Raw genomic sequence first — 25,188 nt, forward strand, 5'->3', positions numbered from 1 at the left:
AATGGTTATTGCAAAACTGTGACGACCTTGCAAGAATGCGCGCACATTCAGGCCCCATCCCTTCCCGATTCCAGGACGCTTCCATGACCTTCCCCCTTTCCGCCTCCGCGCTACGCCGCCGCACCTTCCTGGGCGCGGGCTTCGCGGCCGCGCTGCCGCTGGCGGCGCATGCGCAGGCCTATCCGTCGCGGCCTGTCACGCTGGTGGTGCCGTTCCCGGCCGGCGGCTCGGTGGACCTGATCGCGCGGCTCTATGCCGACCCGCTCGCGAAGGCGCTGGGCGCGCCGGTGGTGATCGACAACCGCGGCGGCGCGGGCGGCTCGATCGCCAGCGCGCAGGTGGCGCGCGCCAAGCCCGACGGCTACACGCTGGTGGTCTCGTCGCAGAGCTCGCACCTCGCGAATCCGCTCACGCAGGCCAACCCCGGCTACGACCCGATCAAGGACTTCGCCTCCATCAGCCAGCTCGCGCGCTCGATCAACGTGCTGCTGGTGAACCCGGCCGTGCCCGCGAAGAACTTCAAGGAATTCGTCGCGCTCGTGAAGGCGCGCCCGGGCGAGCTCAACTTCTGCAGCGCCGGACCGGGCAGCATGGGCCAGCTCAACGTCGAGCTGATGAAGTCGCAGCTGCAGCTCAATGCCACGCACGTGCCCTACCGCGGCGGCGGGCCGCTGGTCACGGCGCTGATCTCGAACGAGGTGCAGTTCGGCCTCGACAACCTCGCGCCCTTCCTGCCGCACATCCAGGCCGGCAAGCTGCGCGCGCTCGCGGTGGCCGCGCCGGCGCGCGTCGCGGCGCTGCCCGACGTGCCGACCTTCGCGGAGCTCGGCTATCCGGTGCTCAACACCACGTCGTGGATCGGCCTGGCCGCGCCCGCGAAGACGCCGGGAGACGTGATCGCCACCTTGCACAAGGCCGTGCGCTCGGTGGCCGACCAGCCTTCCATGGTCGAGGCGCTGGAGTCGCGCGGTTCGCTCACGCCCGAGCAGCAGTCGCCCGCGCAGTTCACGGCCATGATGTCGGAGCGCCTCGCGCTGTACGGCGAGATGGTGAAGCGCGCGGGGATCCGCGGCGAATGACCACCTCCTCGTTCACTCCCGACACCGCGCCGCTCGAGGTGCTGCCGCGCGACCTCTCGGCCTACCGCGCGGGCAACACCGGCATCGACTACGTCCATCGTTTCGAATCGGGCCGGCCCGGGCCGCATGTGCTGGTCAATGCGCTGACGCACGGCAACGAGATCTGCGGCATGGTGGCAGCCACCGACCTGCTCGACCGCGGCGTGCGCCCGAAGATCGGCACGCTGACCGTGAGCTTCGCGAACGTCGAGGCCTACGAGGCCTTCGACATCGAGCGGCCCTACGAGAACCGCCAGCTGGTGCACAACCTTAACCGCATCTGGACGCCGGCGCTGCTCGACGGCAACGAGCAAAGCCCCGAGCTGCGCCGCGCGCGCGAACTGCGGCCGGTGCTCGACGCGGCCGATCACGTGCTCGACATCCATTCGACGCGCGCGCCGGTGCAGCCCTTCTGGGTCTATCCGGAGCTCGAGCGCAATGCGCGGCTGGCGCTGGCCGTGGGCGTGCCGCCGGTGCACCTGGTGATGCCCGCGGGCGCGGCGCCGGGCACCGGCGTGATCGGCTACGGCCGCCACGGTGAAGTCGAGGGAAAGGGCGCAGCCGTCGTGGTGGAGTGCGGCCAGCACTTCAGCCGGTCGGCGGCCGAGCTCGCGGTCGACGTGACGCAGCGTTTTCTCGCGCATCTCGGGCTGGTCGATCCTGTTGCCCCGCAGGCGCCCGCCGCGCCCGCGCGCCGCTTCCGCCTGCTCGAGGTGCACATGGTGAAGACCGAGAGCTTCGCCTTCGTGCGGCCGCTGCTGGGCTTCGAGACCTTCGACCGCGGCGAGCTGATCGCGGTCGACGCGGGGCAGGAGATCCGTTCACCCTGCGACGGCTGCACCGTGTTCATGCCCACGCGCGCGGCGCTGGTGGGCCGCGAGGGCGTGTACCTGACGGTGCCGGTCTAGGGCTTCGGCGCCTCGTCGTCCTCCTGCCGGTCCCAGTCGCGCCCGGCGCGCCGCTTGCGCTCCTCGCGCTCGCGCGCCATCTGTTCCTCGAATTGCTGGCGGCCCGCCTTGTTGACCGCGATCAGCTTGGCGCGGTCCTTGTAGTGCGGGTAGATGTCGTCGGTGAGCTTCAGGTTGCGCTCGCGGAAGCGCATGCTCGATTCGCGCGCCTCGTGCGCGGGCCAGCCGAGCACCTCGAGCACCGAGCGCGCGCTGCGCAGCGACGACTCGAAGACCTCGCGCTCGACCAGCGTCACGCCGCGGTCGCGCAGCTGGAACAGGTGGCTCACGTTGCGCGCCCGCGCGATGATCTGCGCCTGCGGGAAGTTCTCGCGGAACAGGTCGACGATCTCGAGCGACTGCTCGATGTCGTCGACCGCCACCACCACCGCCTTGGCCGTGCCGGCACCGGCGGTGCGCAGCAGGTCGAGGCGCGTGGCATCGCCATAGAACACCCGGAAGCCGAATTCGCGCAGGCCCTCGACGTTGTCGGCATCGTGGTCGAGCACCGTCACGCGCAGCCCCTGCGACATCAGCATGCGGCCCACGATCTGGCCGTAGCGGCCGAAGCCGCAGATCAGCACCTTGGCGTCCTGCTGCTCCGAGATCTCCTCGAGCTGCGGCCCGCCGATGCGGCTGTAGCGCGGCAGCAGGTAGCGGTCGATCAGCACCAGCAGCAGCGGCGACAGCAGCATCGACAGCGCGACCGCGCCGATCAACAGCGAGGTGACCTGCGGCGGCAGCACGTCGGGCCCGGCCGACTGGAACACCACGAAGGCGAACTCGCCGCCCTGCGCCAGCAGCAGCGTGAACACCGGGCGCTCCTGGTAGGCCAGCCCCATCGCCTTGGCCAGCGCATAGATCACCACCAGCTTGATGGCCATGAAGCCGACCACCAGCATCGCCATGATCCAGGGGCTCGCGAGCAGCACGCCGAAATCGATCGTCATGCCCACGGCGATGAAGAACAGGCCGAGCAAGAGGCCCTTGAAGGGCTCGATGTCGGTCTCGAGCTCGCGCCGGTATTCGCTCTCGGCCAGCAGCACGCCCGCGAGGAAGGCGCCCAGCGCCATCGACAGGCCCACGAACTGCATCAGCGCCGCGATCGCCACCACCAGCAGCAGCGCGGCGGCGGTGAAGATCTCGGGCGTGTCGCTGCGCGCGATCCAGCGCAGCACCGGCCGCAGCGCGAGCCGGCCGCCGAGCACGATGCCGCCGATCACGCCGAAGATCTTCAGGCCCTCGAGCAGGCGGTCGAGGCCGCTCATCGACTGCTCGGCCGCGGTGGCGCCGGCCAGCAGCGGCAGGATGGCGAGGATCGGGATCGCCGCCACGTCCTGGAACAGCAGGATCGAGAAGCCGGCCTGGCCGCTCGGCGTGCGCAGCAGGTTGCGTTCGCCGAACACCTGCAGCGCGATCGCGGTCGAGGACAGCGCCAGGCCCAGCGCCGCCACCAGCGACACGCGCCAGGGCGCGCCGACCGCGCAGCCGATCGCGAACAGCACGGCGGCGCAGCTGAGCACCTGGGCCGTGCCCCAGCCGAAGATCGGCCGGCGCAGGTTCCACAGCCGCTTGGGCTCGAGCTCGAGGCCGACCAGGAACAGCATCAGCACCACCCCGAATTCGGCGAAGTGCAGCACGTCCTCGACGCGCGACACCAGCCCCAGGCCCCAGGGGCCGATGGCGATGCCGGCCACCAGGTAGCCGATGATGGAACCGAGGCCCAGGGCCTTGGACAGCGGCACCACCAGCACGGCGGCGCTCAGGTAGATCAGGCTGTTGGTCAGCCAGGCGGGCGCGTGCTCCATTCAGGCGCTCCCGTCGGTCGTGGCGGCCAGCCGGCGGCTCATGGTGGTCTGGAACACCCGCTCGACCACCTTGCCGATGTCGTCCGATTCGGCCGGCCGGTCGCTCTCGGGCACCGGGCAGGCCACGCAGGCGTCGAGTTCGTCCATCTCGGGCCAGTCGGGGTAGCTGCCCAGGCGCTGGGCGAAGACCTCGACGTGCGCGGCCACTTCGGCCTCGGGGGCGCTGCGCGCGCCGTGGAAGATCAGCGGCGGCAGGAAGCGCATGCCGCACAGCGCGGCGGTCTGCTCGTAGGGCGGCAGGAAGGCGTCGAAGAAATAGCGGTGGTAGCCCTGCGGGTGGTAGCTGCTCTCGGGGCTGCCGGTGGTGGCGACCAGCCACAGGTCCTTGCCCTGCAGCGCGATGCCCTCGGGGCCATAGGCCCAGCCGTAGGCCAGCACCTCGTCGACCCAGAGCTTCTGCAGCGCCGGCATCGAATACCACTGGATCGGGTGCAGCAGCACCACCAACTGGGCGCGCTCGAGGCGCCGCTGCTCGGCCTCGACGTCGATCGCGTAGTCGGGGTAGGTGCCGTAGAGGTCGTTGACATCGACGCCCGGCACCGCGCGCGCCGCGGCCAGCAGCCGGCGGTTCACGCGCGAATCGCGCCAGTGCGGATGGGCGGCGAGCACGTAGGTGCCTCCGCCCTGAGGGGTTCCCGTGGATGTTGTTGTCGTCATCCTGCGAACATAGCGCAGTCCCGGGATTTTGGGCGCCAGCCACTACCATGGCGGACTGTCCCTTCTGGAGGAGATTTCCATGCCGGTGGTTCTGGTCGCCAATCCCAAGGGTGGCGTTGGCAAGTCGACGCTCGCGACGAACATCGCGGGCTACTTTGCGAGCCGCGGCCATGCCGTGATGCTCGGCGACGTGGATCGCCAGCAGTCCTCCCGGCTCTGGCTCGGGTTGCGTCCGCCGCAGGCGCGGCCGATTTCGACCTGGGACGCCACCGGCGACAACAGCGTGGTGCGCCCGCCGCGCGGCACCACCCATGCGGTGCTCGACACCCCGGCTGGCCTGCACGGCTGGCGCTTCAAGGACGTGATCGGGCTGGCTGACAAGCTCATCGTGCCGCTGCAGCCGAGCATCTTCGACATCTACGCCACGCGCGAATTCATCGACCGGCTGCTCGAGCAGCGCCGCGCCGAGAAGACGCAGATCGGCCTGGTCGGCATGCGCGTCAACGCCCGCACCCTGGCGGCCGACCGGCTCAACGAATTCATCGCGGGGCTGGGCGTGCCGGTGGTCGGCGAGCTGCGCGACACGCAGAACTACGTGCAGCTCGCGGCGCGCGGGCTCACCCTGTTCGACATCGCGCCGGGCCGGGTGCAGCGCGACCTCGAGCAGTGGCAGCCGATCTGCGAATGGCTCGAGAACTGAGCCGCCGCATGCCGCTGCGCCCCAGGTATTCCCTGAGCCCGCTTGTCGCCGTGCCGACACCCGCGGCCGCGGCCTTGCCGCTAGAGTGCGGCGCATGACCAAGAAGACCTTCCAGACCCTTCAGGATCTGGCCGCCTGCGTCGGCCAGGAAGTCGCGGTGAGCGACTGGATCACCATCACCCAGGAGCAGGTCAACCAGTTCGCCGAGGCGACCGGCGACCACCAGTGGATTCACGTCGACATCGAGCGCGCAAAGGCCGGTCCGTTCGGCGGGCCGATCGCCCACGGCTTCCTCACGCTGTCGCTGCTGCCGCGCTTCTACGAAACCGCGTTCGACGTGACGGAGTCGCGCATGGGCGTGAACTACGGCCTGAACCGGGTGCGCTTCATGTCGCCCGTGCCGGTGGGCAAGCGGCTGCGTGCGCGCATGAAGCTGCTGACCTCCGAACCCATTGCCGACGACGGCATCCAGATGACCTGGGAAACCACCATCGAGCTCGAAGGCGCGGCCAAGCCCGCCTGCGTGGCCGAGTCGGTGGTGCGCCGCTACCGCTGAGGCGGGCGGCCCCTTGCTTTCTTACATGCGGCGGTCGCTGATCTCGCCATAGGCGGCCGCGCCCTGGCGCGTGATGCCCACCGCGCTGGCGCGCACCGCGGCGCGGTCGGTCATGCCGTCGGTGGGGCGGGCCACGCCGGTGCCGCCATTGGTGATGCGCAGCGGCTGACGGGCCTGGGCCTGCACCTCGGCGCGCGACAGCGTCGACTGGAACGGTGCCGCGGGCAGCGGATTCTGTTCGCCCTGGAAGGCCTGGGCGCCGTGGCTCAGGACCAGGGTGGCGAGGGCGGCGAAGGCGATGGACTTGGCTTGCATGGTGGAACTCCTCGTGCCCCGTGTGGGGCGTGGGTGGATCGGCATGCCGGAATGCATCGAGCCGGCATGCTTTCCATACGGGGGATTCCGCCGTTCGGATGCGACCCCATCGCGCGAGGGGTCGCGATGCCTCATTTGAATCCGTTTTGCCGCCAGGCCTCGAACACCGTCACCGCCACCGCGTTCGACAGGTTCAGGCTGCGCTGGCCCTCGCGCATCGGCAGCCGCAGCCACTGCGCGGGATCGAAGCTCTCGCGGATCGCGGGCGGCAGGCCGCTGGTCTCGGAGCCGAACACCAGCCAGTCGCCGGGCGCGAAGCGGATGTCGTGCACGGCGCGGGTGCCGCGCGTGGTCAGCGCGAACAGGCGATCGGGCGCCGGCCGCTCGCTGTCGAGCAGCGCCTGCCAGCTCGCATGGCGGCGCACCTCGGCGTACTCGTGGTAGTCGAGGCCGGCGCGGCGCAGCAGCTTGTCGTCCATCGAGAAGCCCAGCGGCTCCACCAGGTGCAGGGTGCAGCCGGTGTTGGCGGCCAGGCGGATCACGTTGCCGGTGTTCGGCGGAATCTCGGGGTGGACCAGGACGATATGAAACATGGCCCCGATTGTCGCCACGCTCAGTGCGGCTTGTCGGTGCGCGCCAGCACGATGCCCGCGACATGCGCCGCGCCCGCGCGCCGCAGCACCTGGGCCGCGCTGAACAGCGAGGCGCCGGTGGTCATCACGTCGTCGACCAGCATCACGCGCCGCGCGGCCAGTGCATCGGCGCGCAGCGGCTCGACCGCGAAGGCACCCTGGAGGTTGCGCATGCGCTCGGCGCGCGAGAGGCCGCGCTGGGCCGGTGTCTCGCGCGTGCGCAGCAGCAGCGCGGCATCGGTCTTGGCGGGCGCGAGCCGGCGCGCCAGCTCCAGCGCCTGGTTGAAGCCGCGCTCGCGCAAACGGCCCGGCGCGAGCGGCATCGGCAGCACGCAGTCGCAGGCATCGAGCAGCGCCGCCGCCGAGGGGATGGCGCGCAGCAGCTGCGCCAGCGGGCCGGCCCAGCCGGTGTCGCCGTGGAACTTGAAGTCCGCGACGCAGTCCGGCCACGGCCAGGCGTAGTCGCAGGCCGCGAGGCAGGCATCGAGCGGCGGCGCATGCACGATGCAGTCGCCGCAGCGCGCCACGCCCGCGGGCAGCGGCAGCGCGCAGGTCTGGCAGCGCGGCGCGCTGGCGGCGAAGCGCGCGGCGCAGGCCTCGCACAACGGGCGCGACGGCCAGTCGCGGCACAGCGCGCACTGGCTGGGCAGCCGTGCCAACAGCGAGGTCAAAGGGCGCGCGGTCCAACGGCTGAGCATGGGCTCAATATACTCACGCCCCCATGGCCACCGACCCCCAACGACGACCGCCGACCATCGATGCCGCGGCGGCCGCCCGCTGGCGCCGGCTGGCGCCCGCCGACGGCTCGCCCTGGCTGCACGAGGAGATCGGGCGGCGCATGGAGGACCGGCTGCAATGGATCAAGGCCAAGCCGCGCCACTGGGCCGACTGGGCGCCGCTGCGCGGCGGCCTCGAGGCGCACGAGCTGCTGGCGCGCCGCTACCGCGAGGCCGAGGCCTTCGTGATCGAGCCCGAGCCGGCGCTGGCCGCCGCGACCTCGGCCGCGCTGGCCGCGCCCTGGTGGAGCGCGCGCCGCTGGCAGGGCGGCAAGCTGCGCTTCGACGGGCTGCCCGAGGAGGGCGTCGACCTGCTCTGGGCCAACATGGCGCTGCACATGGCGGCCGACCCCGAGGCGCTGATCGCGCACTGGCACCGGCAGGTCGCCACCGACGGCTTCCTCATGTTCTCGTGCTTCGGCCCCGACACCCTGCGCGAACTGCGCGCGCTGCATGCGCGCCTGGGCTGGCCGGCCGCGAGCCACGAGTTCACCGACATGCACGACTGGGGCGACATGTTGGTGCACGCCGGCTTCGCCGAACCCGTGATGGACATGGAGCGCATCGTGCTGACCTGGGCCACGCCCGAAGCCGCGCTGGCCGAGCTGCGCACGCTCGGGCGCAACCTGCATCCGGCGCGTTTTCCGGCCCTGCGCGGCCGGGCCTGGCAGGCGGCCCTGCACAAGGCGCTGCCCGAACTCGCGCCGGCCGAGGGTGGCGAGGGGCGCATCGCGCTGACCTTCGAGATCATCTACGGCCATGCCTTCAAGCCGACCCCGCGGGTCTCGCTGTCGGCCGAGAGCGCGGTCTCACTGCGCGAGATGCGCGAGATGCTGCAGCGCGGGCGCCCGTCCGCCCACTGAAGACCGTTGTAGCGCGGCCCGCGCGTGCCGCATTCGGTACACGGCCGCTGGTATCTACCCGCTACAATCCGCCGTTGCGTGAAACTCGTGGGTACATGCCCGCGATCGAGGTCCGTCGGAACCCGTGGAAGACAAGGGATCTGGCGGGCGCCGACTTACCGATTTGCTGAACTCGCCCGTGTCGAATTCCGTGTTTCGATTTGCCACTGTTTCAGGCCAGAACATCCACTGGTTTCTGAAGCGGAACTGCTCGGTGACGCCGAGCCAGCTCGGCTGGCTCTACGCTTCACTGTGCGTGGTATCGCTCGGTATCGGAACGGTCTTCTGGATGCACGGCGCGCCGCTCGTGTTGCCGTTCGCCTGGCTCGAACTGGCTGCCGTGGGGTTCGCGTTCATGGCCTACGCCCGGCATGCGACCGATGGCGAGAGGATCATGCTGCAGGCGGGCCGGCTCGTGGTCGAACTCGAGAACGGCGGGAGCTACGAGCGCACGGAATTTCTCCCGCACCGGGTGCGGATCGAGCCGCAGACCGGCGACCGATCGTTGATCGAGTTGTCGGGCCAGGGTCGATCGGTCAGGGTGGGGCGCTATGTACGGCCGGAGTTGAGGGCCGCACTGGCGCGCGAGATTCGGATGGCGTTGCGCGGCGCCTGAGGGGGCTCGCGCGGTGCTGCACGGTTGGGTTTGTTGAAAATTTGAAGAAACGTGAACACGATGAAGAGCATTTGGCGCAATAAGTTCATGCCGGCAATGCTGGCGGCCGGCGCGGCTTTCAGCGGCGCGGCGCACGCAGTCAACGATCTGCCCGGCGGCCCCTCGGTGCGCCAGTTGAATCTTCCGGTCGGTGTGACCAAGATTGCGCAGGAGCAGCACTTCCTGCACACGGTGATGATGATCATCTGCACGGTGATCTTCGTGGCCGTGTTCGCGGTCATGTTCTATTCGATCTGGAAGCACCGCAAGTCGGTGGGCCACAAGGCCGCCAACTTCCATGAATCGGTGGTGGTCGAAGTCATCTGGACCATCGTTCCCTTCCTGATCGTGATCGTGATGGCGCTGCCCGCCACCAAGGTGCTGGTGGCCCAGAAGGACACCACCAACGCCGACCTCACGATCAAGACCACGGGCTACCAGTGGAAGTGGGGCTACGACTACCTGAACGGCGAAGGCGAGGGCCTAGCCTTCATCTCCACGCTCGACAGCTCGCAGCGCGCGATGTCGGACGCCGGCGCCAAGGGCGCGATCCCCGACGACTACCTGTTCAAGGTCGACAACCCGCTGGTCGTGCCGGTGCAGAAGAAGGTTCGCATCATCACCACCGCCAACGACGTGATCCACGCCTTCGCGGTGCCGCAGCTCGGCATCAAGCAGGACGCGATCCCCGGCTTCGTGCGCGACACCTGGTTCCGCGCCGAGACCGTCGGCGACTACTACGGTCAGTGCCAGGAACTGTGCGGCAAGGAACACGCCTACATGCCGATCCACGTGAAGGTGGTCTCGGCCGCCGACTACACGACCTGGGTCGCCGCCAAGCGCAAGGAAGCCGCCGCCAAGCTCGACGACCCGACCAAGGTCTGGACCCTGCCCGACATGATGGCCCGCGGCGAGAAGGTCTACGCCGCCAACTGCGCGGCCTGCCACCAGGCCAACGGCAAGGGCGCGGGCCCGATCAAGGCGCTCGATGGCGACCCGAAGGTGCTCGACGCCGACCACAAGGTGCAGCTGATGGTGCTGCTCAACGGCCAGAACAACGGCGCGATGCCGTCCTGGAAGCAACTGAGCGACACCGACCTCGCGGCCGTCGCCACCTACACCAAGAACAGCTGGTCGAACAAGACGGGCCAGATCGTGCAGCCGGCCGAAGTCCTTGCCCTGCGCGGCAAGTGATCGGTTGACCGGAACAACACAGCGAACAGCGCCCAGCGACGAGATATTCAAGGAACGATGAAATGAGTGCAGTCCTCGACCCCCACGGTCACGCCCACGGCGACCACGCGCACGACGACCACCATGACCACCACGCGCCCACCGGCTGGCGCCGCTGGGTGTTCGCGACCAACCACAAGGACATCGGCACGCTCTACCTGCTGTTCAGCTTCACGATGCTGATGGTGGGCGGCGTGCTCGCGCTGCTGATCCGCGCCGAGCTGTTCCAGCCGGGCCTGCAGCTCGTGAACCCCGAGCTGTTCAACCAGTTCACCACCATGCACGGCCTGATCATGGTGTTCGGCGCGATCATGCCGGCCTTCGTGGGCTTCGCGAACTGGATGATCCCGCTGCAGATCGGCGCCTCGGACATGGCGTTCGCGCGCATGAACAACTTCAGCTTCTGGCTGCTGATCCCCGCGGCGCTGATGCTGGTCGGTTCGTTCTTCATGCCCGGTGGCGCACCGGCCGCGGGCTGGACGCTCTACGCGCCGCTCACGCTGCAGATGGGCCCCTCGATGGACGCCGGCATCTTCGCGATGCACATCATGGGCGCCTCGTCGATCATGGGCTCGATCAACATCATCGTGACCATCCTCAACATGCGCGCCCCCGGCATGACGCTGATGAAGATGCCGATGTTCTGCTGGACCTGGCTCATCACCGCCTACCTGCTGATCGCCGTGATGCCGGTGCTCGCCGGCGCCATCACGATGACGCTGACCGACCGCCACTTCGGCACCAGCTTCTTCAACCCCGCCGGCGGCGGCGACCCGGTGATGTACCAGCACATCTTCTGGTTCTTCGGCCATCCCGAGGTCTACATCATGATCTTGCCGGCCTTCGGCATCATCAGCCAGATCGTGCCGGCCTTCGCGCGCAAGAAGCTGTTCGGCTACGCCTCGATGGTGTACGCCACCTCGTCGATCGCGATCCTGTCGTTCATCGTCTGGGCGCACCACATGTTCACGACCGGCATGCCGGTCACGGGCCAGCTGTTCTTCATGTACGCGACCATGCTGATCGCGGTGCCGACGGCCGTGAAGATCTTCAACTGGATCGCGACCATGTGGCAGGGCTCGATGACCTTCGAGACGCCGATGCTGTTCGCGGTGGGCTTCATCTTCGTGTTCACGATGGGCGGCTTCACCGGCCTGATCCTCGCGATCGCGCCGATCGACATCCAGCTGCAGGACACCTACTACGTGGTGGCCCACTTCCACTACGTGCTGGTGGCCGGCTCGCTGTACGCCATGTTCGCGGGCTACTACTACTGGGCGCCCAAGTGGACCGGCGTGATGTACAACGAAACGCGCGGCAAGATCCACTTCTGGTGGTCGCTGATCTCGTTCAACGTCACCTTCTTCCCGATGCACTTCCTGGGCCTGGCGGGCATGCCGCGCCGCTATGCCGACTACCCGATGCAGTTCGCCGACTTCAACGCGGTGGCATCGGTCGGTGCCTTCGCCTTCGGCCTGGCCCAGGTGTACTTCTTCTTCTTCGTCGTGCTGCCGACCATGCTCGGCAAGGGCGAGAAGGCACCGCAGAAGCCGTGGGAAGCCGCCGAAGGCCTCGAGTGGGAAGTGCCGTCGCCGGCGCCGTTCCACACCTTCGAGACGCCGCCCAAGCTCGACGCGACCGCCACCAAGGTGATCGGCTGAGCGCCGCATCGCCCCACGCATCCCCGACGATCGAGACCGCCACGCGATGACGCCCGAACAGAGAAGAAACAACCGCCGCATGGGGCTCACGCTGGCCTCGATCGCGCTGATCTTCTTCGTCGGCTTCGTCGTGCGCATGGTCTGGTTCAGCGGCCGCTGACGCGGTCTTTGCAAGCCTCAAGGCACAGGAGCACACGCACATGAGCCTCGGTCAACGCATCCGGCGCGCCAATGTCCAGATGGTCGGCAAGCTGGCCGTGGTCGCCTGCGGCATGTTCGCCTTCGGCTATGCGCTGGTGCCGCTGTACCGCGCCATCTGCGAGATGACCGGCATCAACATCCTCGCGCTCTCCGAGCTCGAGGTGCCGGGCGGTGCGAGCGGCGGCAAGAACGTGCGCGTGCCCGACAACACGCAGGTCGACATGACCCGCACCATCAAGGTCGAGTTCGACTCCAACGTGCGCGGCGGCCTCTGGGACTTCAAGCCGGCCGAGCGCACGATGGAAGTGCACCCGGGCGAGCTCAACACGGTGATGTACGAGTTCCAGAACGTGCAGAACCGCCGCATGGCCGCGCAGGCCATCCCGAGCTACGCACCGCAGCAGGCCGCGCCCTATTTCAACAAGCTCGAGTGCTTCTGCTTCAACCAGTACACGCTCGACGCGGGCGAGAAGAAGCAGTGGCCGGTCGCGTTCGTGATCGATCCCAAGATCTCGAAGGACGTGAAGACGATCACCTTGTCGTACACCTTCTTCGAGGTCGGCGGCAAGACGCCCGCGGCGCCGGTCGCCGTCGCGCCCACCACCGCCGCCGAGCCGCGTTCGTGATGGTCGATTCGCCGCCCACACCCGCAACGCCGCGCAAGGGTTCGCTGCTCGCGACCCTCAAGGCGGTGGCTTGGTCGTTCTTCGGCATCCGCAAGAAGAGCGCCTACCAGGACGACCTGGCCAAGCTGAACCCGCTGCACATCATCGCGGTCGCCTTCGTCATGGTGATCGCGTTCATCGTCGGCCTCGTGCTGGTGGTGCGCTTCGTGGTCGCGCCCTGAGCCCCGAGCGAACGAACCCACGCTACCCAGAACCCATCGAATCGAGAGAAGAAAGAAAGCCAGGAGCTGATATGAGTTCAACCACCCACGGCACCACGCCTTACTACTTCGTGCCAGGACCCTCGGCCTACCCGGTCGTGTCCGCCATCGGCCTGTTCTTCGTGATCCTCGGCGCGGGGCAGTGGATCAACGGCCACCAGTGGGGTGCGTGGTCGCTGCTGCTGGGCATGCTGATCTGGCTCGGCACGCTGTTCGTGTGGTTCCGCGCCGCCATCGGCGAGAGCGAGAGTGGCCAGTACGGCCACAAGATCGACCTCTCGTACCGCTGGAGCATGAGCTGGTTCATCTTCTCCGAGGTGATGTTCTTCGGCGCCTTCTTCACCGCGCTGTGGTGGGCCCGCACCCATGCGCTGCCGAACCTCGGCAGCCTGGACAACGCGCTGCTGTGGCCCGACTTCAAGGCCGTGTGGCCCAGTGTCGCGGCCGGCGTGACCGGTTCGCCGGCCGGCATCGTCGAGCCGTTCCAGACCGTCGGCCCGTTCTGGCTGCCCACGATCAACACTGCGCTGCTGCTGAGCTCGGGCGTGACCCTGACCATCGCCCACCACGCGCTGCGTGCCGGCCATCGCGCGCAGACCATCCGCTTCATGTGGCTGACCGTGCTGCTCGGCGTGATCTTCCTGGGCGTGCAGGGCTACGAGTACTACCACCTGTACACCGAACTGAACCTCAAGCTCAGCTCGGGCACCTACGGCTCGACCTTCTTCATGCTGACCGGCTTCCACGGCCTGCACGTGTTCATCGGCATGCTGATGCTGCTGTTCATCACGCTGCGCCTGCAGAAGGGCCACTTCACGCCCGAGCGCCACTTCGGCTTCGAAGGCGCTGCCTGGTACTGGCACTTCGTCGACGTGGTGTGGCTGGGCCTCTACATGCTGGTCTATTGGCTTTGAGCGAAGCACCTCGCGGCATTCCACAAAAAAGGCGCCGTCAGGCGCCTTTTTCATGGTTCTCGTGGAACGAGCACCACCTACTTGCCGAGAGGGAGCCCGGTGGGTTGGATGTAGCCCAGTTTCCAGGCCAGCAGCATGCAGAGGAACAAAAGGACCGAGAGGCCGATCCGAAAGGTGAGCGCGCGCGCCATGCCGCCGCTCTTGGCGCGCCCGTTGCGACCGTCCTTCAACATGTAGAAGAGCGCGAAAGCCAGGCTCGCGAAGATGCCCACGAACAACAGGGCAACGAAGTATTTCATGACCCGCATTATCGGCCGCCTGCCACCCGCGTTCCAGTGACTCCCGACCCCCTGACCCCGCCTCCCGGCCGCGCGCCGGACACCGCCTCCTCCCGCCAGCGCAGCGACCGCGGCTGGACCTGGGCCCGCTTCTGGCTGATGACCATCGCCGCGCTGGTCACCGTCTCCTCGACCATCTCGCTGGGCCGCTGGCAGCTCTCGCGCGCGGCGCAGAAGGAGGCGCTGCAGGCCGAGATCGACGGCCAGAAGCTCAAGCCGCCGCTCGAGCAGGCCGATTTCCTCGCGCTCGAGCGTCCGGCCGAGATGCTGCACCGCCCCGTGCACCTGCGCGGGCTGTGGCTCGCGGCGCAGTCGGTCTACCTCGACAACCGCCAGATGCATGGCGTGCCCGGCTTCTACGTGCTGACGCCGCTTGCGCTCGAGGGCAGCAACCAGACGGTGATGGTGCAGCGCGGCTGGATCCAGCGCAATTTCAACGATCGCACGCAACTGAGCGCGGTCGAGACGCCGGCCGGCCTCGTCGACGTCACCGGCCTGATCGAGCCGCCGCCGGGCCACCTGCTCGAGCTCGGCAAGCCCGCCGCGCCGGCCTCGGCACCGGCTGGCGAGGGGTCTTCGCCCATCCGGCAGAATCTCGACCTCGAAGGCTTCCGTGCCGAAACGCAACTGCCGCTGCGCACCGACGTGTCGCTGCAGCAGACCGGGCCTGCTTCCGAGGGCCTGCAGCGCGATTGGCCGGCGCCCGCGCTGGGCCTGGAGAAACACTATGGCTATGCATTCCAGTGGTTCGGCCTGTCGGCCCTCGTGGTGATCCTCTATGTCTGGTTCCAATTCATTGCCCCCCTCCGGCGCTCGCGCCGCGCACGCCGCGATGCAGTCCGCTGACGAGCCGCTGGGGCTGACCGTGCACTCGATGCCGTCGCCGACCCAGGCGCTCGACGGCGCGGAGGGCCGCCGCACGGTCGTCGGGCGCTGGAAGATGATCGCCGTGATGCTGATGTGCGCGGCGCCCGTGATCGCCTCGTACTTCACCTACTACGTGATCCGGCCCGAAGGCCGCAGCGTCTACGGCCAGCTGATCGATCCGCAGCACGAGATGCCCGCGCTGACCGCCGCCGACCGCGCGGGCGCGCCGGTCAGCCTGCAGACGCTCAAGGGCCAGTGGCTGCTGGTGGCGGTGGGCGATGCCGCCTGCGACGCGCTGTGCGAGCAGCAGCTCTACCTGCAGCGCCAGCTGCGCGAGGTGCTGGGCCGCGAGAAGGACCGGCTCGACCGCGTCTGGCTGGTCAGCGATGCCGCGCCCGTGCCCGAGCGCCTTGAGAACGGCCTGCGCGGCGCCACCGTGCTGCGCCTGCCGCCAGAACAGCTCGCCAGGTGGTTCACGCCCGAAGCCGGCCACACGCTGGCCGAACACCTGTTCGTGGTCGACCCGATGGGCAACTTCATGATGCGCTTCCCCGCGCGCATGGATGCCAAGGGCGCGGGCCGCGCCAAGCGCGACCTCGACCGTCTGCTGCGCGCCTCCGCCTCGTGGGACGAGCCGGGCCGCTGAGCACGACGCACGACGACGAAGACGCACGACGCTTTCAATCAAGATGGACTCCAGCTCGCTCTACGACCTCACGCCGATCGCCTGGCTGCTGGCGGCCGGCGCGCTGATCGCGCTCGGGCCGCTGGTCTGGGTGTGGCGGCGCAACGCGGGAGCCGGCCCGGCGCGGCGGCTGCATGCGCTGACCGTGCTCACCCTGTTCCTGACCTTCGACCTCACGCTGTTCGGCGCCTTCACGCGCCTCACCGATTCGGGCCTGGGCTGCCCCGACTGGCCCGGTTGCTACGGCAACGCGAGCCCGGTGGGCGCGCGCCACGAGATCGCGATGGCGCAGGCCGCGCAGCCCACCGGCCCGGTGACGCACAGCAAGGCCTGGGTCGAGATGGTCCACCGCTACCTTGCCACCGGCGTCGGCGCGCTGATCACGGTGCTCGCGGTCGCGACCTGGGTGGTGCGCGCGCGGCAGAGCCAGCAGGCGAGGGCGGCGCCTTCGTCGGTGCGGCAAGGCGCAGACCATGCCGCGCTCAGCGCCTGGTGGCCCGCGGCCACGCTGGTCTGGGTCTGCCTGCAGGGGGCCTTCGGCGCGCTCACCGTCACCTGGAAGCTCTTTCCCGCCATCGTCACCTTGCACCTGCTGGGCGCCGTGGTGCTGCTCGCGCTGCTGTGCATCCAGGCCGTGCGCTACCGCCAGGTGGCCGCGCAGCGCCTGCCCACGCCGGTGTCGCCGGCGCTGCGCAACGGGCTGATCGCGACCTCGGTGCTGCTGGTGCTGCAGATCGCGCTCGGCGGCTGGGTCAGCACCAACTACGCGGTGCTGGCCTGCACGCAGTTCCCGACCTGCCAGGACAGCTGGTGGCCGCCGATGAATTTCGCGCAGGGCTTCGAGATCTGGCGCCATCTCGGCGTGACCGGCGAGGGCGTACCGCTCGATTTCGCGGCGCTCACCGCCATCCACTACGCGCACCGGCTGCTGGCGTATCTCGTGTTCGTCGCGCTCGGCCTGCTGGCCTGGCGCATGCGCCGCATCGACAGCCTGCGGCCGCAGGCCGGCTGGCTCGCCGGCCTCGCGCTGCTGCAGCTCGCCACCGGCCTGGGCAACGTGCTGCTCGGCTGGCCGCTCGCGGCGGCCGTGCTGCACACGGGCGGCGCCGCGGCGCTGGCGGTGGTGCTGGTCTGGGCGCTGTGCGAAAGCCGGCGCGAGCAGGCGGCCGGCGCCCGCCTGTCGCGCGCGAACCCTGCCGTTCCACCCGGCGCCCCCTTGCGCGGCGCGGAGGTCCCCCGATGAGCACCCCGATTCCCCTGCAGCAGGCGCATGGCGCGAGCGTGCTGCGCCAGTTCTACGCGCTCACCAAGCCGCGCGTGGTGCAGCTGATCGTCTTCTGCGCGCTGATCGGCATGGTGCTGGCCGTGCCCGGCGCGCCCTCGTGGCTCGACGTGCAGCGCGCCGTGCTGGCCTGCATCGGCATCTGGCTGGTGGCGGGCGCGGCGGCCGCCTTCAACTGCCTGGTCGAGAAGGGCATCGACGCCAAGATGAAGCGCACCGCCTGGCGCCCGACCGCACGCGGCGAGCTCAGCGACCGCCAGGCGCTGCTGTTCTCGGCCGCGCTGTGCATCGCCGGCTCGGTGCTGCTGTGGTTCACCGTCAATCCGCTCACCATGTGGCTGACCTTCGCCACCTTCGTTGGCTATGCGGTGATCTACACCGTGATCCTGAAGCCGCTGACGCCGCAGAACATCGTGATCGGCGGCGCCTCGGGCGCGATGCCGCCGGTGCTGGGCTGGGCCGCGATGACCGGCGAAGTGGGGCCCGAGGCGCTGATCCTGTTCCTCATCATCTTCCTGTGGACCCCGCCGCACTTCTGGGCGCTGGCGCTCTACCGCGTCGAGGACTACCGCAAGGCCGGCCTGCCGATGCTGCCGGTCACGCACGGCAACGAGTTCACGCGGCTGCAGGTGCTGCTCTACACCTTCATCCTGTTCGCGGGCTGCCTGATGCCCTTCATCTACGGCATGAGCGGCTGGCTCTACCTCGCGGTGGCGGTGGTCGTGAGCGTGGGCTTCACCGGCTACGCCTTCGCGCTGTGGCGCAACTACTCCGACACCCTGGCGCGCAAGACCTTCCGGTTCTCGCTGATCCACCTGAGCGTGCTGTTCGCGGCCTTGCTCGTCGACCATTACCTCCGCTGATCCATGAACAAGCGCAATGCCCTGAAGTTGATCGCCGCCGGCGCGGGCTGGACGGCCGTGTCCGCCACCGTGGGGCTGGGCCTCGCGGGCTGCAACGAGACCAAGCAGAGCTTCAATGCGGTCGACATCACGGGCGCCGACTACGCGCGCGACTTCTCGCTCAAGGATGCCGACGGCAAGCTGCGCACCATGGCCGACTTCAAGGGCAAGGTGGTCGTGCTGTTCTTCGGCTACGCGCAGTGCCCCGACGTCTGCCCGACCACCATGACCGAGATGGCGCAGGTCAAGCAGCAGCTCGGCGCCGACGGCGACAAGCTGCAGGTGGTGTTCGTCACGGTCGACCCGGCACGCGACACGCCCGAGGTGATGAAGGCCTACATGGGCGCCTTCGACCCCAGCTTCGTCGCGCTGATCCCGACGGCCGACGAGCTGGCCGCCACGACCAAGGACTTCAAGGTCTACTACAAGAAGGTCGACGGCAAGACGCCCACCAGCTACTCGATGGACCACTCGGCCGCGAGCTTCGTCTACGACCCGCAGGGCCGGCTGCGGCTGTACGCGCGCTACGGCGCCGGCGTGCCGCCGATGGTGGCCGACATCAAGACCCTGCTGGCGGCCTGAGCCGATGGCGCCCGGCACGGAGGTCGCGAGCCTCGCCGCAGCGATCGAAGCGGTCGAGCACCTGAAGGCACGCAAGGGCGCGTTCCGCATCGCGCTGATCCCGCCCGAGGTGCTGCGCGCGCTCAACGACGGGCTGATCGAGACCGTCAACCTCAACGAATTCCTCGCACTCGAACTGCCGCAGCTGGCGCGCAGCGTGGCGGGCCACATCGGCCTCGACGCGGCGAGCGAGCGGCTGGTCGACACGCTGGCGATGCTGAGTGCCTTCAAGCCGATGCAGCGGCACGGCCACATCGCGCGGGCGCTGTACGACCTCGCTGCGCTGCACGACGAACGCGACGCCGTTGCGCACCGGCTCGCCACGCATGCCAGCGACGTCGCGCGCTGCTGGGCGGCGCAGTGGGTCACGCTGTCGCAATTGCCGCTGGCCGGGCAGCTCGAGGCGGTGCGGCGCTTCGCGGCCGATCCGCATTTCGGCGTGCGAGAGATCGCCTGGATGGCGGTGCGCGACGCGGTCGTCGGCTCGCTCGACGAGGCGCTCGCGCTGCTGCAGCCGTGGGTGCGCGACGAGGATCCGAACATCCGCCGCTTCGCGAGCGAACTCACGCGACCGCGCGGCGTGTGGTGCGCGCAGATCGAGGCGCTGAAGGCCGAGCCCTGGCGCGCGTTGCCGCTGCTCGAACCGCTGCGCGCCGACGGCAGCCGCTACGTGCAGAACTCGGTCGCCAACTGGCTCAACGACGCGAGCAAGACGCAGGCGGAGTGGGTCGATGGCGTGTGCGCGCGCTGGATGAAGGAATCGAACACGCCCGAGACGCGCTACATCGCCAAGCGCGCGCTGCGCACGCTCGCCAAGACCTCGGGTTGATTCGCCCATGAAAAAGCCCGGCGCGGGGCCGGGCTCGTTCGAAGGGGCGGAAGAAGCCGATCAGGCGTAATCGGCCAGTGCCTTCTTCATCTTCTTCATCGCGGCCACCTCGATCTGGCGGATGCGCTCGGCGCTCACGCCATAGACCGCGGCCAGGTCGTGCAGGGTCATGCCGCCCGAACCGTCGTCGTTGACCTTGAGCCAGCGCTCTTCCACGATGCGGCGGCTGCGCGCGTCGAGGGCCTCGAGCGCGGTCGCGATGCCGTCGCTCGACAGGCGGTCGCGCTGCTGCGATTCGAGCAGCGCGGTGGGTTCCTGCGTCGCGTCGGCCAGGTAGGCGATCGGGCCGAAGGCTTCCTCGCCGTCGTCGTTCGGGCTCGGGTCGAGCAGCACGTCGCCGCCCGACAGCCGGGTTTCCATCTCGAGCACTTCCTCGGGCTTCACGTTCAGGCGCGCGGCCATCTGCGTCACCTCGTCGGCGCTCAGCGTTTCGCGGTGCGTGCCGGTGTCGGCCGCGGCCGAGTCGGCCTTGAAGCCCTGCTTCATCGAGCGCAGGTTGAAGAACAGCTTGCGCTGGGCCTTGGTCGTCGCGACCTTGACCATGCGCCAGTTCTTCAGGATGTACTCGTGGATCTCGGCCTTGATCCAGTGCATCGCGTAGCTCACCAGCCGCACGCCCTGGTCGGGGTCGAAACGCTTCACGGCCTTCATCAGGCCGACGTTGCCTTCCTGGATCAGGTCGCCGTGCGGCAGCCCGTAGCCCAGGTACTGGCGGGAGATGGACACCACGAGGCGCAGGTGCGAGAGGATCAGCGCACCGGCCGCTTCGAGGTCGTTGTGGTCGCGCAAACGGCGGGCGAAGCCCTGCTCTTCCTCGAGGGTGAGCAGCGGCAGGCGGTTGGCGGCCGAAATGTAAGCATCCAGGTTACCCAGCGGGGGCACCATCGACCAGGGGTTGGCGACGGCGAGCTGGTTGGCAGAGGCTCCAGACAGGGATGTCATCAGGGGAAACTCCTTCGTATTGGCCATATTAGCACTCGGTTTGAGGGAGTGCTAAGGCAAGGGTTCCCCTAAAGTCTCTATCGGGCCGATAGGCAAGGGCTGTCGGCCGGCGGCCCTGGAAGGCCGTGGTCTTGTCCGACTTGCAGCCGGCAAAGCCCCGTAAGCGGGTACTTACCAGCGAATGCCCAGCTTGAGCAGCAGCTTGGACACCACGAACAGCGGCCCGACCCAGAGGTATTGGATGTCTTCGAAGAACGAAGGTTTCCGTCCCTCGATCTTGTGGCCGATGAACTGGAAGATCCAGGCCACCACGAAGATGGCGGCGGAAATCGGCAACACAAGGCTGCCCATGGCATGGACCAGCGCCAGCAGGATGGCGGTCTGGATGCCCATCGCGAGCAGGAGGACCGGCGAGCGCAGCGTCAGGTAGTAGACGAGGCTGGCCAGCAGGAAGGCGTAGGCGGCCCAGGGGTGGATCGCGAAGATCAGCCCGACCAGGCTGACCGTGATCGCGGGGATCGCGACGAAGTGGATCAGCTCATTCGTCGGGTGCCGGTGGCTCTGTTCGTAGTGGGCCAGCAGGCGGTCGACCTTGCGGTCGCTGGCGGCCTCGGGCGCGTGGGCGGTGGCGGTGTGCGGCATGGCGTGTCTCCGTGGCTCGTGCGGTCCGTTCGTTGCGGCCCGCGATGGAATCCGCCGATGGTGCCCCGCGCCGGCTTTGCTGGCAAGTGCTATATAAACAATAGCATTACACCGAGCGGCCATCGCGGGGATCGCCATGACTTCCGGCACTGTCGCGCCCTGGGTGCACCGCTAAGATGCGGCGCGTGGCTCCGCTCGATCCCTCTTCCTCCTCCACTCCCCCGTCCTCGGCGGCGCAGGCCGGCATCGCGCCGCGCGGCCGCACCGCGATCCTGGTGGTCGACGACCACGACCTGCTGCGGCTCGGCGTCTGCGCGCTGGTCCAGGCCCAGGCGACCTCCTCGGGCGCCGCGATCGAGGTCTACGAGGCCGGCAACGTCGCCGACGCGCTCAAGCTCTACGAGGCGCACCAGGAAGCCATCGGCCTGGTGCTGCTCGACCTCGCGCTGCCCGACACCCATGGCCTGAGCGGCCTGGCCGAGTTCCGCCTGCGCTATCCCGAGGCCCGCATCGTGGTGCTTTCGGGCACCGGCAACAGCACGCTGGCGCAGGGCGTGCTGGCGCTGGGCGCGAGCGCTTTCCTGCCCAAGTCGGCCGACCTCAAGGAAGTGGTCAGCTTCATCCGCGCCTGCGGCCTGCTCGACCCCGATGCCGCCCAGTCGCCGCCGCCGGCCGTGCCGAAGGCGCTCACCGGCTATGCCGAGTTCGCCCACGCCAGCGCCTGGCAGGAACTCACGCCGCGCCAGATGCAGGTGCTGCAATGGGTGCTCGAGGGCAAGGCGAACAAGGAGATCGCCCAGCTCGCCAACCTGAGCGAAGGCACGGTGAAGAACCACGTGTCGACCATCCTGCTGCTGTTCGGCATGCGCTCGCGGGCCCAGTTGATCAGCACCCTGCATTGAACGGCGCGCGGTGCTGAACGACCCGGCCGCCGACGTCGTTCTCGGCCAGCGCGTGCTGCGCGAACACGTCGCCTCGGTCTACGACACCTACAGCGCCTCGACGCTGACCCACCTCTGCTTCGTGGCGGTGTTCGGCGCCATCCTCTACGCGCAGCTGCACGACCCGCGGCTGCTGTTCTGGATGGCCGGCATGGTGCTGGCCGACATCTACGTCTTCTTCACGCCGCGCTGGTACCCGGCGCGGCCGGCCGTCGAGAGCCCGTACTGGGCGCGCAAGATCTCGCGCCTGGTCACGCTGGTCAGCATGGTCACGGCCGTCGTGCCCTGGCTGGTCGTGCCGGCCGGCAACCTGCCGATGACCTCGCTGCTGATGGCGGTCATCGTCGGCAGCTGCGCGCGTGCCTCGCAGTCGCTGTGGCCGCTGAAGCCCGCGTTGTTCGGCTACACGCTGCCGATGTCGCTGGGCATGATCACCGCGCTGGCCTGGCAGGGCGACGGGCTGCACCTGTTCCTGGCCGCGGCCGGCGCGGCCTACCTGATGCTGACCCTGCATGCGGGCATCCGCCAGCATCGGCTCCTGACCGATTCGCTGATGCTGCGCTTCGAGAACGAGGCGCTGGCCGCGCGGCTGGGCGAGCAGATCGCGGCCACCGAGCGCGCCAGCCTCGAGAAGACCCGCTTCCTCGGCACCGCCAGCCACGACCTGCGCCAGCCGCTGCACGCCATCGCGCTGTTCGGCGCGGCGCTCGAGAACGAACTGCGCAACCGCCCCGAAGGCCGCAATGCCGAACGGCTGATGCGCGCCGTGAACGCGCTCGGCGCCTCGCTCGACACCATGCTCGACGTCTCGCGGCTCGACGCCGGCGTGGTCGTGCCCGAGGTGCAGGCGGTGCAGCTCGACGCGCTGTTCCTGCCGCTCAACCACACCTTCTCGGCGCGCGCCGAGCAGAAGTCGCTGCAGTTGCGCGTGCGCGCCAGCGGCCTGTGGGTGCGCAGCGATCCGCAGCTGCTGCACCGCATGCTGTCGAACCTGATGGACAACGCGCTCAAGTACACCGCCAGCGGCGGCGTGACGGTGATCGCGCGCCACCGCGGCGAGACGGTCTGGATCGAGGTGCGCGACACCGGCATCGGCATCGCGCCCGAGCAGTCGGGCCGGATCTTCGAGGAGTTCTACCAGGTCGACAACCCGGGCCGCGATCGCTCGCACGGGCTGGGCATCGGGCTGTCGATCGTGCAGCGTCTCTCGCGCCTGCTCGGCCATCCGGTGCAGATGCATTCGCGCCTGGGCCGCGGCACGCATTTCCGGCTGGTGGTGCAGGCCGCGAACGCGCAGGCCAGCGCGCTGGCCGGGCCGTTTCCGCCGCAGGCCGCGGCGGCCGATGCCGAGGAACAGCGCCGCCGCGGCGCGGCGCGGCTGCCCGCGCGCGTGCTGCTGCTCGACGACGAGCAGGAGATCCGCGAGGCCATGACCGGCCTGCTGCGCTCGCATGCGGTCGAGGCGCAGGCCGTGGGCGACGAGGCGTCGGCCGCGCGGGCGCTGGCGCAGGCGCGCGGCGAGGGCCGTCCCTTCGAGCTGCTGCTGTGCGACTACCGGCTGGCCGATGGTGCCGACGGCCTCGATGCCGGCCTGCGTCTGAGCCGGGCCGGCGACGTCGCCACGCCGCTGCTGCTGATCACCGGCGAGACCTCGCCCGACCGTCTGCTGCGCGTGCGCGAGTCGCGCGTGCCGGTGCTGTTCAAGCCGGTGGTGGCGAACCGGCTGCTCGAGGCGATGAGCGAGGCGGTGCTCGCCCGCTGAGGAGCAGGCCCCTCAGTTGCCCAGCAATGCCTGCGCGAACTCGCGCGCGTCGAAGGTCTCGAGGTCTTCGAGCTTCTCGCCCACGCCGATGAAGTAGACCGGGATCGGCCGCTCGCGCGCGATCGCGCACAGCACGCCGCCCTTGGCCGTGCCGTCGAGCTTGGTCACGACCAGCCCGGTCAGCCCCAGCGTCTCGTCGAAGGCCTTGACCTGCGCCAGCGCGTTCTGGCCGGTGTTGCCGTCGATCACCAGCAGCACCTCGTGCGGCGCGGTGGCGTCGGCCTTGTTGACCACGCGCTTGATCTTCTTGAGCTCGTCCATCAGGTGCAGCTGGGTCGGCAGCCGGCCCGCGGTGTCGACCAGCACCACGTCCTTGCCGCGCGCCTTGCCGGCGTTCACCGCGTCGAAGCTCACGGCGGAAGGGTCGCCGCCTTCCTGGCTCACGATCTCCACCGTGTTGCGGTCGGCCCAGACCAGCAGCTGCTCGCGCGCTGCGGCACGGAAGGTGTCGGCCGCGGCCAGCAGCACCGAGGCGCCTTCGTTGGCCAGGTGCTTGGTGAGCTTGCCGATGGAGGTGGTCTTGCCCGCGCCGTTCACGCCCGCGACCATGATCACGGTGGGCGTGTGGCGGCCGATCTCCAGCGGCTTCTCGAGCGGGCGCAGCAGGTCGGCGATGGCCTCGGCCAGCAGGCGCTTGACCTGCGATGCGTCGGTCGCCATCTGGCTCTTCACGCGGCGGCGCAGGTCGTCGAGCAGGTATTCGGTGGCCTTCACGCCGGCATCGGCCATCAGCAGCGCGGATTCGAGCTCTTCGTAGAGCGCCTCGTCGATCTGGGCATTGACGAACACCGCCTGGATGCCGGTGCCGGTCTTGCGCAGGCCGGTCTTGAGCTTGTCGAGCCAGCCCCGGCGCTCGGGCGCGGGCGGCGGAGCGACCTCGAGCACCGGTGCCGGCACCGGCGCGGGGGCCGGCGCGAGGATCGGGAGGTCGACGGCGGGCGGCGGCGGCGGTGCGACAGGTGGCGGTGCGACAGGCGCCGGCGCCGCGGGCTGGACCGTGGGCACGGCGGGCGCAGCGATCGGTGCCGGCGTCGCCGCAGGCGGTGCCACCGGTACCGCGGCCGGCACTTCCTTCGCCGCCGGTTTCGCGCCGAACCAGCTCGAGGGCGAGAACACCGAGCGCGAGGGCGCGCTCTCCGCGGCGGGGGCAGGTTCGGCCGGCGGGATCGCTGGCGCCTGCGGGGCCGGTGCTTCGGGCGTTTCCGCGGGTGGTTTTTTCTTGAAGAAACTGAACAT

Annotated in this window: 29 protein-coding genes; 20 read left to right on the top strand and 9 right to left on the bottom strand. The window is 69.2% G+C overall.

Translation table 11 applies throughout. The annotated features are described in order from the left end of the window. The first annotated feature begins 83 nt into the window (after positions 1 to 83). Both AC07RV_RS36120 and AC07RV_RS36125 read left to right on the top strand, forming a co-directional pair. On the top strand, positions 84 to 1,079 hold the full coding sequence (locus AC07RV_RS36120) for a Bug family tripartite tricarboxylate transporter substrate binding protein (protein ID WP_296788217.1): 996 nt from the start codon (positions 84 to 86) through the stop codon (positions 1,077 to 1,079). Further along, positions 1,076 to 2,026, top strand: a complete 951-nt coding sequence (locus tag AC07RV_RS36125) for a M14 family metallopeptidase (RefSeq protein WP_296788218.1) — start codon at positions 1,076 to 1,078, stop codon at positions 2,024 to 2,026. The genes AC07RV_RS36120 and AC07RV_RS36125 overlap by 4 nt, the downstream gene beginning before the upstream one ends. Here AC07RV_RS36125 and kefC read toward each other — a convergent pair. Both kefC and kefF read right to left on the bottom strand, forming a co-directional pair. Next, positions 2,023 to 3,873 (bottom strand): glutathione-regulated potassium-efflux system protein KefC, encoded by a 1,851-nt coding sequence (kefC, locus tag AC07RV_RS36130; protein ID WP_296788220.1) that lies wholly within the window; start codon positions 3,871 to 3,873, stop codon positions 2,023 to 2,025. The two genes, AC07RV_RS36125 and kefC, sit on opposite strands and share 4 nt — an antisense overlap. Then, entirely contained in the window at positions 3,874 to 4,590 is a 717-nt protein-coding gene (gene kefF, locus AC07RV_RS36135; protein ID WP_296788225.1) for a glutathione-regulated potassium-efflux system oxidoreductase KefF, read from the bottom strand. 79 nt (positions 4,591 to 4,669) lie between these two features. On the opposite strand from kefF, the gene AC07RV_RS36140 reads away from it, so the two are divergent. Together AC07RV_RS36140 and AC07RV_RS36145 are read left to right on the top strand one after the other, a co-directional pair. Continuing rightward, positions 4,670 to 5,290 (top strand): nucleotide-binding protein, encoded by a 621-nt coding sequence (locus AC07RV_RS36140; protein WP_296788228.1) that lies wholly within the window; start codon positions 4,670 to 4,672, stop codon positions 5,288 to 5,290. A gap of 94 nt (positions 5,291 to 5,384) precedes the next feature. Then, the gene (locus AC07RV_RS36145) at positions 5,385 to 5,846 is read left to right on the top strand and encodes a MaoC family dehydratase (protein WP_208512965.1); all 462 of its coding nucleotides are present in this window, start codon (positions 5,385 to 5,387) and stop codon (positions 5,844 to 5,846) included. Between the two features lie 21 nt (positions 5,847 to 5,867). Here the strand turns inward: AC07RV_RS36145 and AC07RV_RS36150 are convergent, their stop codons facing one another. From AC07RV_RS36150 to AC07RV_RS36160, 3 genes are all read right to left on the bottom strand, one after another. Beyond that, the gene (locus AC07RV_RS36150) at positions 5,868 to 6,161 is read right to left on the bottom strand and encodes a DUF4148 domain-containing protein (protein ID WP_296788231.1); all 294 of its coding nucleotides are present in this window, start codon (positions 6,159 to 6,161) and stop codon (positions 5,868 to 5,870) included. Between the two features lie 131 nt (positions 6,162 to 6,292). Then, on the bottom strand, positions 6,293 to 6,754 hold the full coding sequence (gene trmL, locus AC07RV_RS36155) for a tRNA (uridine(34)/cytosine(34)/5-carboxymethylaminomethyluridine(34)-2'-O)-methyltransferase TrmL (protein WP_203202772.1): 462 nt from the start codon (positions 6,752 to 6,754) through the stop codon (positions 6,293 to 6,295). A 20-nt stretch (positions 6,755 to 6,774) separates the two neighbouring features. Continuing rightward, entirely contained in the window at positions 6,775 to 7,491 is a 717-nt protein-coding gene (locus AC07RV_RS36160; RefSeq protein ID WP_296788234.1) for a ComF family protein, read from the bottom strand. Positions 7,492 to 7,514: 23 nt separating this feature from the next. Between AC07RV_RS36160 and AC07RV_RS36165 the strand changes: the two genes are divergently transcribed. The 8 genes from AC07RV_RS36165 to AC07RV_RS36200 all read left to right on the top strand — a co-directional run bounded on the left by AC07RV_RS36165 (position 7,515) and on the right by AC07RV_RS36200 (position 14,021). Beyond that, positions 7,515 to 8,432 carry a methyltransferase domain-containing protein gene (locus tag AC07RV_RS36165; protein WP_296788237.1) on the top strand — a complete coding sequence of 306 codons (918 nt, stop codon included), beginning with the start codon at positions 7,515 to 7,517 and terminating at the stop codon, positions 8,430 to 8,432. Positions 8,433 to 8,610: 178 nt separating this feature from the next. Then, positions 8,611 to 9,087 (top strand): DUF2244 domain-containing protein, encoded by a 477-nt coding sequence (locus tag AC07RV_RS36170; protein ID WP_093348338.1) that lies wholly within the window; start codon positions 8,611 to 8,613, stop codon positions 9,085 to 9,087. Between the two features lie 60 nt (positions 9,088 to 9,147). Then, the gene (gene coxB, locus AC07RV_RS36175) at positions 9,148 to 10,320 is read left to right on the top strand and encodes a cytochrome c oxidase subunit II (RefSeq protein ID WP_093347433.1); all 1,173 of its coding nucleotides are present in this window, start codon (positions 9,148 to 9,150) and stop codon (positions 10,318 to 10,320) included. A 62-nt stretch (positions 10,321 to 10,382) separates the two neighbouring features. Beyond that, positions 10,383 to 12,020 (top strand): cytochrome c oxidase subunit I, encoded by a 1,638-nt coding sequence (gene ctaD / locus AC07RV_RS36180; RefSeq protein WP_093347430.1) that lies wholly within the window; start codon positions 10,383 to 10,385, stop codon positions 12,018 to 12,020. A 46-nt stretch (positions 12,021 to 12,066) separates the two neighbouring features. Continuing rightward, positions 12,067 to 12,180: a cytochrome oxidase small assembly protein gene (locus AC07RV_RS36185; protein ID WP_218159410.1), complete on the top strand. Its 114-nt coding sequence runs from the start codon at positions 12,067 to 12,069 to the stop codon at positions 12,178 to 12,180. Positions 12,181 to 12,220: 40 nt separating this feature from the next. Then, complete coding sequence (locus tag AC07RV_RS36190) at positions 12,221 to 12,847, top strand: cytochrome c oxidase assembly protein (protein WP_203202768.1); 627 nt, start codon at positions 12,221 to 12,223, stop codon at positions 12,845 to 12,847. Then, the gene (locus tag AC07RV_RS36195; protein WP_208512968.1) at positions 12,847 to 13,068 is read left to right on the top strand and encodes a DUF2970 domain-containing protein; all 222 of its coding nucleotides are present in this window, start codon (positions 12,847 to 12,849) and stop codon (positions 13,066 to 13,068) included. Before AC07RV_RS36190 ends, AC07RV_RS36195 begins: the two co-directional genes overlap by 1 nt. 71 nt (positions 13,069 to 13,139) lie before the next feature. Next, complete coding sequence (locus AC07RV_RS36200; protein ID WP_093347424.1) at positions 13,140 to 14,021, top strand: cytochrome c oxidase subunit 3; 882 nt, start codon at positions 13,140 to 13,142, stop codon at positions 14,019 to 14,021. 77 nt (positions 14,022 to 14,098) lie between these two features. Here the strand turns inward: AC07RV_RS36200 and AC07RV_RS36205 are convergent, their stop codons facing one another. Beyond that, positions 14,099 to 14,329: a twin transmembrane helix small protein gene (locus tag AC07RV_RS36205; protein WP_093347422.1), complete on the bottom strand. Its 231-nt coding sequence runs from the start codon at positions 14,327 to 14,329 to the stop codon at positions 14,099 to 14,101. Between the two features lie 27 nt (positions 14,330 to 14,356). Between AC07RV_RS36205 and AC07RV_RS36210 the strand changes: the two genes are divergently transcribed. The 6 genes from AC07RV_RS36210 to AC07RV_RS36235 are packed head-to-tail and all read left to right on the top strand — an operon-like array spanning position 14,357 to position 19,545. After that, on the top strand, positions 14,357 to 15,205 hold the full coding sequence (locus tag AC07RV_RS36210) for an SURF1 family protein (RefSeq protein ID WP_431510357.1): 849 nt from the start codon (positions 14,357 to 14,359) through the stop codon (positions 15,203 to 15,205). Then, the gene (locus tag AC07RV_RS36215; RefSeq protein WP_093347419.1) at positions 15,192 to 15,872 is read left to right on the top strand and encodes a redox-active disulfide-containing membrane protein; all 681 of its coding nucleotides are present in this window, start codon (positions 15,192 to 15,194) and stop codon (positions 15,870 to 15,872) included. The genes AC07RV_RS36210 and AC07RV_RS36215 overlap by 14 nt, the downstream gene beginning before the upstream one ends. Before the next feature lie 43 nt (positions 15,873 to 15,915). Beyond that, a complete protein-coding gene (locus tag AC07RV_RS36220) occupies positions 15,916 to 17,154 on the top strand; it encodes a COX15/CtaA family protein (protein ID WP_296788247.1) in 1,239 nt (412 codons plus the stop codon). Continuing rightward, positions 17,151 to 18,056, top strand: a complete 906-nt coding sequence (gene cyoE / locus AC07RV_RS36225; protein ID WP_208512970.1) for a heme o synthase — start codon at positions 17,151 to 17,153, stop codon at positions 18,054 to 18,056. Before AC07RV_RS36220 ends, cyoE begins: the two co-directional genes overlap by 4 nt. A gap of 3 nt (positions 18,057 to 18,059) precedes the next feature. Further along, positions 18,060 to 18,677, top strand: coding sequence for an SCO family protein (locus AC07RV_RS36230; RefSeq protein ID WP_208512971.1), 618 nt, complete (start codon positions 18,060 to 18,062; stop codon positions 18,675 to 18,677). 4 nt (positions 18,678 to 18,681) lie between these two features. Then, entirely contained in the window at positions 18,682 to 19,545 is an 864-nt protein-coding gene (locus AC07RV_RS36235; RefSeq protein WP_296788257.1) for a DNA alkylation repair protein, read from the top strand. Between the two features lie 60 nt (positions 19,546 to 19,605). Here AC07RV_RS36235 and rpoH read toward each other — a convergent pair whose 3' ends face one another. Together rpoH and AC07RV_RS36245 are read right to left on the bottom strand one after the other, a co-directional pair. Next, positions 19,606 to 20,547, bottom strand: a complete 942-nt coding sequence (gene rpoH / locus AC07RV_RS36240; RefSeq protein WP_057597535.1) for an RNA polymerase sigma factor RpoH — start codon at positions 20,545 to 20,547, stop codon at positions 19,606 to 19,608. Positions 20,548 to 20,718: 171 nt separating this feature from the next. Next, positions 20,719 to 21,189 carry an Mpo1 family 2-hydroxy fatty acid dioxygenase gene (locus tag AC07RV_RS36245; protein ID WP_296788260.1) on the bottom strand — a complete coding sequence of 157 codons (471 nt, stop codon included), beginning with the start codon at positions 21,187 to 21,189 and terminating at the stop codon, positions 20,719 to 20,721. Between the two features lie 176 nt (positions 21,190 to 21,365). Between AC07RV_RS36245 and AC07RV_RS36250 the strand changes: the two genes are divergently transcribed. Both AC07RV_RS36250 and AC07RV_RS36255 read left to right on the top strand, forming a co-directional pair. Continuing rightward, the gene (locus AC07RV_RS36250; protein ID WP_296788263.1) at positions 21,366 to 22,091 is read left to right on the top strand and encodes a response regulator transcription factor; all 726 of its coding nucleotides are present in this window, start codon (positions 21,366 to 21,368) and stop codon (positions 22,089 to 22,091) included. Between the two features lie 10 nt (positions 22,092 to 22,101). Continuing rightward, entirely contained in the window at positions 22,102 to 23,892 is a 1,791-nt protein-coding gene (locus tag AC07RV_RS36255) for an ATP-binding response regulator (protein ID WP_296788265.1), read from the top strand. 12 nt (positions 23,893 to 23,904) lie between these two features. Here AC07RV_RS36255 and ftsY read toward each other — a convergent pair whose 3' ends face one another. Next, positions 23,905 to 25,188 carry a signal recognition particle-docking protein FtsY gene (gene ftsY / locus AC07RV_RS36260; RefSeq protein WP_296788267.1) on the bottom strand — a complete coding sequence of 428 codons (1,284 nt, stop codon included), beginning with the start codon at positions 25,186 to 25,188 and terminating at the stop codon, positions 23,905 to 23,907.

This window comes from Variovorax sp. GW821-FHT09B01 (assembly GCF_059418345.1).